At 69.1% G+C, this 10,708-nt stretch carries 11 protein-coding genes; 5 read left to right on the top strand and 6 right to left on the bottom strand.

What is annotated here, in order from left to right; translation table 11 throughout:
• Window positions 1-79 precede the first annotated feature (79 nt).
• Together bluB and NB3_RS35105 are read left to right on the top strand one after the other, a co-directional pair.
• On the top strand, window positions 80-700 hold the full coding sequence (bluB, locus tag NB3_RS18385) for a 5,6-dimethylbenzimidazole synthase (RefSeq protein WP_067804632.1): 621 nt from the start codon (window positions 80-82) through the stop codon (window positions 698-700).
• 139 nt (window positions 701-839) lie between these two features.
• Entirely contained in the window at window positions 840-1,001 is a 162-nt protein-coding gene (locus NB3_RS35105; protein ID WP_157111850.1) for a hypothetical protein, read from the top strand.
• Window positions 1,002-1,038: 37 nt separating this feature from the next.
• On the opposite strand, the gene NB3_RS18380 is transcribed toward NB3_RS35105, so the two are convergent.
• The gene (locus tag NB3_RS18380) at window positions 1,039-2,331 is read right to left on the bottom strand and encodes an acetyl-CoA C-acyltransferase (RefSeq protein WP_067804569.1); all 1,293 of its coding nucleotides are present in this window, start codon (window positions 2,329-2,331) and stop codon (window positions 1,039-1,041) included.
• 306 nt (window positions 2,332-2,637) lie between these two features.
• On the opposite strand from NB3_RS18380, the gene NB3_RS18375 reads away from it, so the two are divergent.
• From NB3_RS18375 to NB3_RS18365, 3 genes are read left to right on the top strand one after another with little or no spacing between them, the layout of a single operon-like run.
• Entirely contained in the window at window positions 2,638-3,339 is a 702-nt protein-coding gene (locus NB3_RS18375; protein WP_067804567.1) for a helix-turn-helix domain-containing protein, read from the top strand.
• A gap of 10 nt (window positions 3,340-3,349) precedes the next feature.
• Window positions 3,350-3,784, top strand: coding sequence for a hypothetical protein (locus tag NB3_RS18370; protein WP_067804565.1), 435 nt, complete (start codon window positions 3,350-3,352; stop codon window positions 3,782-3,784).
• 45 nt (window positions 3,785-3,829) lie between these two features.
• The gene (locus NB3_RS18365) at window positions 3,830-4,354 is read left to right on the top strand and encodes a hypothetical protein (protein WP_067804564.1); all 525 of its coding nucleotides are present in this window, start codon (window positions 3,830-3,832) and stop codon (window positions 4,352-4,354) included.
• Window positions 4,355-4,436: 82 nt separating this feature from the next.
• Here the strand turns inward: NB3_RS18365 and hpf are convergent, their stop codons facing one another.
• From hpf to mtrA, 5 genes are all read right to left on the bottom strand, one after another.
• Window positions 4,437-5,123, bottom strand: a complete 687-nt coding sequence (gene hpf, locus NB3_RS18360) for a ribosome hibernation-promoting factor, HPF/YfiA family (RefSeq protein ID WP_067804558.1) — start codon at window positions 5,121-5,123, stop codon at window positions 4,437-4,439.
• A 228-nt stretch (window positions 5,124-5,351) separates the two neighbouring features.
• The gene (locus NB3_RS18355) at window positions 5,352-5,996 is read right to left on the bottom strand and encodes a ComF family protein (RefSeq protein WP_067804556.1); all 645 of its coding nucleotides are present in this window, start codon (window positions 5,994-5,996) and stop codon (window positions 5,352-5,354) included.
• Between the two features lie 175 nt (window positions 5,997-6,171).
• Entirely contained in the window at window positions 6,172-7,992 is a 1,821-nt protein-coding gene (lpqB, locus tag NB3_RS18350; protein ID WP_067804553.1) for an MtrAB system accessory lipoprotein LpqB, read from the bottom strand.
• Window positions 7,989-9,953 (bottom strand): MtrAB system histidine kinase MtrB, encoded by a 1,965-nt coding sequence (gene mtrB, locus NB3_RS18345; protein WP_157111852.1) that lies wholly within the window; start codon window positions 9,951-9,953, stop codon window positions 7,989-7,991. Before mtrB ends, lpqB begins: the two co-directional genes overlap by 4 nt.
• A gap of 44 nt (window positions 9,954-9,997) precedes the next feature.
• Window positions 9,998-10,675: an MtrAB system response regulator MtrA gene (gene mtrA / locus NB3_RS18340; RefSeq protein WP_039800350.1), complete on the bottom strand. Its 678-nt coding sequence runs from the start codon at window positions 10,673-10,675 to the stop codon at window positions 9,998-10,000.
• Window positions 10,676-10,708 lie beyond the last annotated feature (33 nt).

Here is a 10,708-nt window from a genome sequence, read left to right as displayed (position 1 = left end):
CACGTCGCCGCGCGCCGGCCGACGCCGCGCGCGGCGAGTTCACCGGGTTTGATTGACTCGGGCGGTGCATGCTGAGGTTCTGAGTGTCTACGAGGCCATCCGGCGCCGCCGCGACGTACGCGCGGAGTTCACCGGCGAACTGGTCGACGACGCGACACTGTGGCGGCTGCTGGACGCCGCGCACCGGGCGCCGAGCGTCGGGAATTCGCAGCCATGGGATTTCGTGGTGGTCCGCGATCCGGCGACGCTGCGCGCGTTCGCCGATCACGTGGCAGGCAAGCGCATCGAGTTCCGCGACGCCCTGCCGCCCGAGCGCGCCGCCACGTTCGAGCCGATCAAGATCGAGGGCATCCTGGAGAGCGGCACCGGGGTGGTGGTCTGCTACGACCACGATCGCGGCGGACCGCAGGTGCTCGGCCGCGCGACGGTGCCCGAAACCGGGATCTATTCGGCCGTGCTCGCCATCCAGAATCTCTGGCTGGCCGCCACCGCGGAAGGCATCGGCGTGGGATGGGTGTCGTTCTACGATCCCGGCTTCCTCTCCGATCTGATCGGTCTGCCGGAGACCGTCCGCACCGTCGCCTGGCTGTGCGTCGGGCCGGTGCGCGAGTTCCAGCGCGTTCCCGACCTGGAGCGCTTCGGCTGGCGCGCGGGCAGGCCGCTCACGGAGGCGGTGCACCACGAGACCTATCGCGGCTGACCTCCGCGTCGCGCGTCGTTACCCAACTGTGTGGATCGTTCATGGTTCAATCGGATCCCCACTGGGTACGACAAGGGCGAAACTGTCTCTGACGCAGTGTTCTTCATCGTGGTTTCGTCAGTTCCAGGAGGATTGTGCAATGGCCAATGTCGATGCTGTTCGGCTGTCGAGCGAGCTGGGCATCGATCTGGCACAGGCGACGTTGCGCCTGCGTCGGGAAGGCATCCCCGGCGAGACCAAGCACCAGACCTGTTTGCGCATCCTGGCCGACGAGGGACGCAAGCGGCGGGGCAAGGCCTGACCGAGGCCCCCGGCGGGATCGGGGCGCACGCGTCGTCTCAGACCCGTTCGAGCACCGCCGACGCGCCGATGCCGCCCGCGGCGCAGATGCCGAGCAAGGCCGTGTTCTTTCCGGTGCGGGCGAGTTCGTTGGCCATGGTGGTCACCATGCGCGCGCCGGTGGCGCCGAACGGGTGGCCGAGCGAGATCGAGCCGCCGTGCACGTTCAACTTCTCGATGTCCACCTCGCCGACGGCGGTGTCGCGATCCAGCCGGGTCTTGGCCCACTCGTCGCTGGCCAGCGCGGTCAGCACCGCAAGAGTCTGAGCGGCGAAGGCCTCGTGGATATCGACGAGATCGGTGTCGGCCAGCGACATTCCGGCCTTCTCCAGCGCCCGTGGCATCGAGATGGCCGGACCGATCAGCACCTGATCGGCCGGGTCGACGCTCACGTAACTCCACGAGCGGAACGCCGCAAGCGGCCGATACCCGAGGGCGTGCGCCTTCTCCTCACTCATCAGCAGCACCGCGGCGGCGCCGTCGGTGAGGGGGCTGGCGTTGCCCGCGGTCACGCTGCCGTCGGCGGCGAAAACGGGCTTCAGCGCGGCCAGTTTCGCGACGCTGGTGTCGCCGCGCACCAGACCGTCGCGCAGGATCTCCGCGTCTTCGGGGGTGCGGACCCGCAGCACCTCGTCGTCGAACCGGCCGGACTCGATGGCGGCCGCAGCCCGGTGATGTGAGCGTGCGGCGAACTCGTCCTGATCCGCGCGGCTCACGCCGTGGATACGAGCCATCTTCTCGGCCGACTCGCCCATCACCTCGCCGGTGGTGCGCTCGGCGATCTTGGGCCTGCTGGGCAGCAGGTCGGTGAACGGCGCCAGGCGCGCGACCGCGGACAGGTAGTCCTTCGGCTTCGGCTTGCCCAGTGCCAGCGGAGCCGCCGCGTGCACGACCTTCTGCGGCAGCTTGACTTCGGCGTTCGAGGTGGAATCGCTGCCGCCCGCGATCATCACGTCGTATTCGCCACGCTCGATCGCGGCCGCCGCCGACGTGACGGCCTGCAGTCCGGAGGCGCAGGCCCTGGTGACCGTGCAGCCCTCGCAGCCGGGATTCAGCCGCAGGTCGAGCGCGATCTCGCGGGCGATGTTCGGCGCCGCGCCGGGCAGGATGACTCCACCCCAGACGATCGCCTCCACGTGCCCGCCGGGCAGCCCGGTGCGCTCAAGCAGTCCCCGGACCGCGGCATCGGCGAGCGCGATGGAATCCATTCGGGTGTATCCGGTGAACGCCCGCAGGAACGGCGTGCGCGCACCGGACACGATCACGGCACGGCGAGCGGCTTTGGTGGCCATGCGATTCCTTTCGAAAGCCTGTGACCACCAAACTTACTGCAAAGTAAGTTCACCGTCGACCCCCTTCGCCGACGGTGAACCCCCGACACAGCGGCGATCCCCTCCACCGCCGCTGAACCGGTCCGCCACGCGCCATTGCGTGACGGACCGAGACGCCCGTCCCGGCGAACGCCCCTGCCCGTCCCGGAACCGTCGCATGCACTCCGGTCATCCGACGCAAAGAACCGTAACAAACTTTCGACTTATTTTCCAAATAGTTTCTATTGATTTGCCTGAGACCTCCCATCGGCTTACCATTAACTCACTATGCATAGCCCTTCGGAGCTGTCGCGGCAGAAGAGATTCGGGCGAATCATCCGAGAACGCCGGGACGAGCTCGGCCTCACCCAGCTACAGATCGGCGACCTCGGGGGACCTTCGGCGCCGACCATCCGGAAGATCGAGGACGGCGAGGCGACCATCAGCATGCAGACGCTGAACAAGCTCGACGCGCCGCTGCGATGGCTACCGGGCAGCGCCGCACGCACCTATGCCGGCGGCGAACCCGCCGCCGACGAACCCGCGAACGCCGTGCGCGGCGCGGGCGACTCGGTGGTGGCCGGGCCGGACGCGATCCGCTTCGAAATCTCCGACCTGACCGGCCTGCTCGCGGCGTCGGGCCGGCTCAACGACGCCGTCGAACACGGTCGCACCACCGATCCGCAGGTGGTCGCCGCGATCGCGGAACTCAACCGGGTGGTCTCCAAGCTGTCGGCGCGGTACGCGACCGCCATGCTCGAACGCAACGGCGGACCGGGCAGGCAATTGCACCCGCTGGTGGAGATGGCCTTCGCACACTTGCTCGCGGTCCCCGCGGCGGCAAGCGATCCCGACGAGCTACAGGAACGCCGGTACCGCCGCTGGCTGGCCGGTCGATCGGAGGATATCGATGCGGCGACCGAGGCCCGGTTCCGCGCGCGCTGGCTGGCGGCGAACATGGCCCCGCCCGCGTTTCGAAACGGCGAGTGACGAGGCGACCATGAGCGACCAGGAATCGAACTCCACCGAACTCACTCTCAGCCACAAGATCAACAGGTTGTTCGCCGTGGTGCATCCGCGCGACTCCCCCGAACGCAGCACCGAGTCCGTCGCCGGGCAGGTGAGTGAAATCCTCGGCAGGCCGGTGCCGCCCGGTTACCTGACCCGCCTGCGCGACGGCGAGTTCGACCGGAACACCGGTGCCGCGGCGGATGCCGACATCCTCGGCGCGGTGGCGCGCAGCTTCGGCGTCGCCGCCGACTACCTGCTCACCCGCGGCCACGCGGCGGAGGCGATCGACCGCGAACTGGAACTGCTCGCCACCATGCGCGACGCGAACGTCGCCAGCATCGCGCTGCGCGGTTCGAACATCGATCGGGCCATGCTCGCCAAGATCATTCAGAGCACGGAAGGGTCGATGCCGCCGAGTCGGTAGCATGCTTCCCTACATGGGCCACTGAGCTTTTGTAGGAGACCGATCATGGCCATCCAGGCCCGGTTCCGGAGCTTGACCCGGGACCTCCCGATACCCCACCCATGGAATCTGCACGCCTACCTCGATGCCGTCGCGGCGCACCGCGGCCGCAGCATCAGCCTGTTGCCGATCGACACCGCCCTGCTCGCCGGCACCGGTTGCGGCACGGGCAGCGGTCTGTGGATCGCGAAGCAGGACAGCGATGTCATCGTCTACGGCGCCGACACCACCGAATGGCACGCCGAGCACATCATCGTGCACGAACTCGGGCACATGCTGCTCGGGCACGGCCCGGAGCAGCACCGGCCCGATGAGCCGCCCACGAGCACACCGACGGTGGCGGCGGTCGCCGACCTGCTGCCCTCCATCTCGCCCGAGTCGATCGCCCACGTGCTCGGCCGTACCGACTACGGCACCATGCGCGAGCGCGACGCGGAGACCTTCGCCGACATGGTGATGCTGCACGCCATGCGTCCACCGCGCCGCGATTCGCTGCTGCACCGCACGTTCTTTCGCGACCGGCGGCGGTGAACCTCGCCCCGACGAAAAACTCCGGGCATCCGGCCGGTGAGCCGAATGCCCGGAGAAGTGGGAACGTGCGGTTTCGGTTCGGTCAGGCCAGACGGATCAGGCCGTAGTCGAAGGCATGGCGGCGATAGACCACCGAAGGCCGGTCGGTCTCCTTGTCCTGGAACAAGAAGAAATCGTGGCCGACGAGTTCCATTTGGTACAGGGCGTCGTCGACGGTCATAGGCGTCGCCGAGTGCACCTTCGTGCGCACGATGTGGCCGGGACCGGCGTCGTAATCCGGCTCCCGCTCCTGCTCCTCGTGCGCGTGCGCGGCGCCGGACTCACCGAGCCGTTCGAACAGGGAGTCGTCCACCAGATCGGCAGTGGCCTGGGCGACCGACAGCGGCGTCTTGTCGCCGTAGTGCACCCGGCGCCGGTCCTTGGTGCGGCGCAGCCTGCTCTCCATCTTCGCGGTCACCGACTCGAAGGCCGCGTAGAAGCTGTCCGCGCAGGCCTCGGCCCGCACGACGGGACCCTTTCCGCGCGCGGTGATTTCGACGCGCTGACAGTTCTTGCGCTGGCGACGGTTGCGTTCGTGGAACAGCTCGACGTCGAAGAGGAAGATCGACGGGTCGAAGCGTTCTAATCGGGAGAGTTTTTCCGCGACGTAGATACGAAAATGATCGGGCACCTCTACATTGCGACCCTTCACCACGATGTCGCCGCGCGGCGCCCGTGGTCGTTCCGCTGTGGGTTGCTCGAGTGCTTCCTTGGTGCTGGATTCCAGCATCGAAGCAGCGGGATCTTTCACTGAAGGTCGTGAAGAAGTCGTCACGCGTACCTCCCGGATCTGGCCGCACCGACCGATTCCAGTGCGGCGGGATTGAACCGTGCCGAACGACGATTGCTCGGCACTAGACGTCCGAGGCGCCACCTCCAAACTTGCGGTTCGGGTGTGTGTCCGCGACGCTAGTCCGCCGACGGGCTGATCGCCAGTGTTCACGCAAATTTCCCGGAGTCAAGCAGCACAAGTAACCAGAACGCCACGTGTCGGCAATCCGGCGCACACCAGCGCGCGCACCGACTCGCGGGCCGTCGCCCCGGTGGTCAGCACGTCGTCGACCAGCACCACCTCGGCATTCGCCGGTATTCCCCAGTTCGCGGCGGGAGCGGGCGCCGTGGTTACCCGCCCGTTCAGGTTGCGAGCGCGTTCGGAGCGTGTCAAGCCCACCGAATCACGCACCCCGCGCCCCAGTCGCAACACAGGCAACACGTGGCAGTTGGGCAGCCATCGCGTAGCTACCGCGGCCGAGCGCAGCACCGGATCGCCGCCGCGGCGCCGCGCCGCCACGCGCCTGCTCGGCGCGGGCACCAGTACCAAAGGCAGGTGTGGCGAACGCAGCTCGGCGAGCGCGCCCGCGAGCGCCCTGCCGAGTGGCACCGCCAGATCCCGCCGGCCCCGTTCCTTCGCGGCGAGCACCGCCCGGCGCGCGGGCCCGGCATATGGCCCGAGCGCCCAGCACGGAACGCCGGGGTCGCTGCGCGGCCACACCCGCACCGGTGGACCGGCCAACGTGACGGCGCAGTCGGCGCACCAATCGACGCCGGAACGTCCGCAGCCCGCGCAGGCGGCGGGCAAGACCAGATCGAGCAGGGTTCGCATCGAAAGAGTGTGCGCCCGCGCTCCGACAGATTCGCTCGAGCAGGCAGGCGACGTTGCGCCTGGCAGAGCGTTGACACCTTGCGGCGAAGCCGTTTACGCCGCGCTCGGACCGCTGCCCGCGACCCTCGTGTACGACCGCCCCGAGAGTGACTCCGTACCGGCGACCGATCGCCGCTCAGCCCGGCAGGACGGGGATGGCGTTCGCGCCCAGCCCCGGAACCTCACGCCAGTAGGGCTGCCCTTGATCCGGCGCGGAGGTCAGCTCCAGCACCGCACGCGAGTCGGCGACGTACTGATGGTCCGGGCTCGCGCTCACCGAGCGCACCGGCGCCGTGAGATTCTGCGAGGTCAGCGGCGTCGGCTCCGAGCCGTCGACCGACACGGTGCTCACCGGGTCGACATTGCCCTCGCGCGCGATGATGATCGTGTCCGCGTCGAGCCAATCCACCGACACCGCGGCCGTGCTGAGCCCGACACCGACCGGTAGCGCCGAGGTCAGCGCCAGCTTCCCGTCCGGCTGCGGCACGACGACCGCCACGTACACCCGTCCGTCGGCGATCAGCGCCGCCCGCACCCCGGTCCGGGAGATCCGCAGCTCGGTGATCGGCAGCCGGGGCGCCGTGGCCGATGAGGCCGCCGTGAGTCCCGAGATGTCGACGTTCTGTACCGAGACGTTGCCGGTGCCGCGATCGTTGACCGCACGGATCACCCGGTCACCGTCGACCACCGCCCATGCCGCGCTGCCGTCCGCGGTCCACGAGGGCCGGGTGATCGTGAAGCCCTCGGCCACCGGAAAAGCGTTGCCGCCGTAGGTGCCTACCATCAGGGTGCGCGACGGCACGCCCGGCGGTCGTCCCGCTTCCGCCACCGCGGCGACGAACTGACCGTCCGGAGACAGCGTCGCCGACTGCAGATTGTTCACACCGCCGAAGTAGCCGGGCGTGGGGGTGATGCCGCCGTTCTCGGCGATCTGCACCAGGCCGCCGCCGCGCAGCGCGTGCAGCCCGCCCTGACTGCGCGCAGCGGCCGGATTGAACTGCTGCACGTCCGCCACGTTCCACCCGGTGGCGGCGAAGCGCTCGTCCAGCGGCTTGCCGTCGGCCAGCAACATGTACGGCCCGAGGATGTCGGCGCTGGACAACGTGAGCACCACCTGCGCGGCCAGCAGTTCGCGCTCGCGCGGATTCAGCGCCGACGCGCCCGCGAAGTCGATCCGGACGCCGCCGAGCCCGATGCCGACGCCGTCGGGGTCGCCGTTGGCCTTGGTGATCGTCCCGCGCAGCGCGATCGGCGGTGTCAACTCGCTGTGCAGCACCGACGACAGCGCCGGCTGCGGCCCCTCCAGCAGCGCGCTGATCAATCGCTGGGTCAGCTGCGCTTTCGGCACCGAGAGCCAGCGCAGATCCGGCACGGCCATCGTGCCGCTCGGATCGACGAAGTACAGCGTGTAGCGGCGATAGGACTTGAAGAACGCGGCGGAGTCCATGACCACGCCGTCGGGCAACTCGTCGATGCGCCACTCGCCGTCGATCTTGGTCAGCTCGATCTTGTTCTCGACGAAGGGGATGTCGTCGTTGGGCCGGTACCCGCCGTCCGCGGACAGCTCGCCGACCTTGCGCGCGCGGATCAGATAATTGGCCTTGTCCCCGGAGCGCGATTCCCGCAGGGTATCCGGTTTCTCGACGATGACGGTGCCCGCCGCGTCGTCCCACTGGGTGGAGGCCGCCGGCGTCATGTACTGCCGGGCGGCCAGATGCCGGTTGGCCGGATCGGCGGTGGCCTGGAGGAAATCGCGCAGCAGCAGATCCGGATCGCGGTTGGCGACCGGGGGCGGCGGACCCTCGGAGGTGGGCTCGCGATTGATGGTGCCAAGCGCCTCCGGCGCCGATGACTCGGGCAGGCTGGCGCAGGCGGTGAGCGGCATCACGACCGCGAGGACCGCCGCTGTCAGCACGGTCAGCCGCCGCATCCGCGCAGATCCGACACGCATTCTCATGACTGTACGTCCCCCGGTTCGCGCGACGCGCCGCCCCCGGTCTGCGCCGACTCCGACGCGGGCGATCCGTTCGATCCGGGCGCGGGCTGCTCTCCGGCCTGCGCGTTGTCGGTGGACGTCGCCGTGCTTTCGGCCGCTCCCGGCAGCCCACTCGCGCTCGGCTCCGCGGCTGCGCCGCCCTCCGCGTCCGCGGCGTCCGTCCCGGCCGGCTCACTCACGCTGTCCGAGGGCACCGCGTCCGGCTCGGTCTCGACGCCGACCGGTTCGGCGGCGTCCGCCTGCGCGCCTTGCGGCAGGGCGTTCGTCACCTGCGCCGCGCCCGTCTCGGCGGCGGCCGGTCGCGCCGTGCCGGATTCGGTCGCGTCGCGATCGGCGGGCGGTTCCGGCTCCACCACGTGCATCGTCTTGCGCGCGGGCTCCAGCGGAAGCGGACTCGGACCGAGCTTCTTGCCACGCACCAGCGGCAGCGTCAGGCGGAAGCTGGCGCCGAGCCCGACCTCGCCCCAGGCCTCGAGCTTGCCCTCGTGCAGGTTGGCGTCCTCCACGCTGATCGACAGACCGAGGCCGGTGCCGCCGGAGCGGCGCATGCGGGACGGATCCGAACGCCAGAAGCGGTTGAAGACCAGCTTCTCCTCGCCGGGCCGAAGACCAACGCCCTGATCCCGCACCACGACCGCGACCGCGTTGCTGTCGGTGTCGCCGCGCATCCGGATCAGCACCGGCTTGCCCTCGCTGTGGTCGATCGCGTTGGCGAGCAGATTGCGCAGCACCCGCTCCACCCGGCGCGGATCGACCTCGGCGACCAGCGGTTCCTCCGGCATGTCGCTGATGATCTCCACGCCGGCGTCCTTGGCGAGGTGCCGCACGGTCGAGATCGCGGCCCGCGCGCACATCCGCACGTCCAGCGATTCGACCTGCAGTTCGGCGACGCCCGCGTCGTGCCTGCTGATCTCCAGCAGGTCGTTGAGCAGGCCCTCGAACCGGTCGAGCTCGTTGACCAGCAGCTCGGCGCTGCGGGCGAGGGCGGGATCGAGGTCGTCGCTGCTGCCGTGGATCAGGTCGGCGGCCATCCGCACGGTGGTGAGCGGCGTGCGCAACTCGTGGCTGACGTCGGAGGTGAACCGGCGTTGCAGGTTGCCGAATTCCTCCAGCTGGGTGATCTGGTTGGACAGGCTCTCGGCCATCTCGTTGAACGCCTGGGCCAGCCGGGCCATGTCGTCCTCGCCGCGCACCAGCATGCGCTCCTTGAGCCTGCCGTCGGCGAACCGGCCCGCGATCCTGGCCGCGGAACGGATCGGCAGGACCACCTGCCTGGTCACCAGCGCGGTGATCGCGGCGAGCAACACCAGCAGCACGATGCCGCCGACCAGCATGGTGCCGCGCATCAGCGACAGGCTGCGCTCCTCGTTGGCCAGCGGGAAGATCAGGTAGATCTCCAGGGTCGGGATCTCCGCGCTGGGGCTGCCGATGATCAGCGCGCGACCGCTGTAGCCATCCGCGTCCTCGACGGTGGCGAACTGGTAGCTGACCTGGTTGCGCTGCACGAACCGGCGCAGCTCGTCGGGCACTTCCTGGATCGGGCCGCGCTGGATCTGCTGCGGCGGCATACCGCCGATGACGCTCAGCGCCGAGACGAAGCTGCCCGCCGCGCCGGTGGACTGGCCGCTGCCGCCGCGGTTGGACAGCGCGTTGCGTGCCTCTTCCAGCCGCTGCGGTTGCGCGCCGATGTCGTGCACACCGGCGAGCTGGCTCTCCACCGTATTGCGCGCACGGTCCATCTCCTCGACCGCCGCGTTGATCTTGGCGTCCAGCAGCCGGTCGGTGATCTGGCTGGTCAGCACGACACCGAGGATCGTGATGACGATCAGCGACAACGTCAGCGTCGACACGATGACGCGCAACTGCAGCGAACGACGCCACAGGTGGCCTAGGGCAATGCCGACCGCTTGGAACCAGGCCACCACCGGAGCCAGCGATCGTTCCAGACGCGCGATGACGCCATGGATCACGGCGGTCCGGCCTTGTAACCGACACCGCGGACGGTCAGCACGATCTCCGGGTTCTCGGGATCCTTCTCCACCTTCGCCCGCAGGCGCTGCACGTGCACGTTCACCAGGCGGGTGTCGGCGGCGTGCCGGTAGCCCCAGACCTGCTCGAGCAGGACTTCACGGGTGAACACCTGGCGCGGCTTGCGGGCCAGGGCGACGAGCAGGTCGAACTCGAGCGGCGTCAGCGAGATCTGCGCGCCACCACGGCTGACCTTGTGCGCGGGCACATCGATCACGATATCGGCGATCGACAACAGCTCGGCGGGCTCCTCCTCGGTGCGGCGCAGGCGGGCCCGCACCCGGGCCACCAGCTCCTTCGGCTTGAAGGGCTTGACGATGTAATCGTCCGCGCCGGACTCCAGACCGAGCACGACGTCGACCGTGTCGGTCTTCGCCGTGAGCATCACGATCGGAACCCCGGAATCGGCCCGCAGCACACGGCACACGTCGATGCCGTTCATGCCGGGCAGCATCAGGTCCAGCAGCACCAAATCGGGGCGGATCTCGCGAACCGCCGCCAGGGCCTGTGTGCCGTCGCCGACCACATGCGGGTCGAACCCTTCCCCGCGCAAGACGATCGTGAGCATCTCAGCGAGTGCCATATCGTCGTCGACGACCAGAATCTTCGGCTTCATAACTACTATGTTGTCATCTCCCAGGCCAGGATC

Origin of the sequence: Nocardia beijingensis NBRC 16342, from assembly GCF_001612785.1 — a bacterium.
Taxonomy (GTDB): Bacteria; Actinomycetota; Actinomycetes; order Mycobacteriales; family Mycobacteriaceae; genus Nocardia; species Nocardia beijingensis.
The sequence above is the reverse complement of the archived record's forward strand: the minus strand, read 5'-3'. Positions and strand labels throughout refer to the sequence as shown.

Coding starts and splice junctions, on each gene's coding strand:
- NB3_RS18355 (WP_067804556.1), bottom strand. CDS start 5,996: ATGCGAACCCTGCTCGATCTGGTCTTGCCCGCCGCCTGCGCGGGCTGC.
- NB3_RS18370 (WP_067804565.1), top strand. CDS start 3,350: ATGAGCGACCAGGAATCGAACTCCACCGAACTCACTCTCAGCCACAAG.
- lpqB (WP_067804553.1), bottom strand. CDS start 7,992: ATGAGAATGCGTGTCGGATCTGCGCGGATGCGGCGGCTGACCGTGCTG.
- NB3_RS18365 (WP_067804564.1), top strand. CDS start 3,830: ATGGCCATCCAGGCCCGGTTCCGGAGCTTGACCCGGGACCTCCCGATA.
- NB3_RS18375 (WP_067804567.1), top strand. CDS start 2,638: ATGCATAGCCCTTCGGAGCTGTCGCGGCAGAAGAGATTCGGGCGAATC.
- NB3_RS18380 (WP_067804569.1), bottom strand. CDS start 2,331: ATGGCCACCAAAGCCGCTCGCCGTGCCGTGATCGTGTCCGGTGCGCGC.
- mtrA (WP_039800350.1), bottom strand. CDS start 10,675: ATGAAGCCGAAGATTCTGGTCGTCGACGACGATATGGCACTCGCTGAG.
- hpf (WP_067804558.1), bottom strand. CDS start 5,123: ATGCTGGAATCCAGCACCAAGGAAGCACTCGAGCAACCCACAGCGGAA.
- NB3_RS35105 (WP_157111850.1), top strand. CDS start 840: ATGGCCAATGTCGATGCTGTTCGGCTGTCGAGCGAGCTGGGCATCGAT.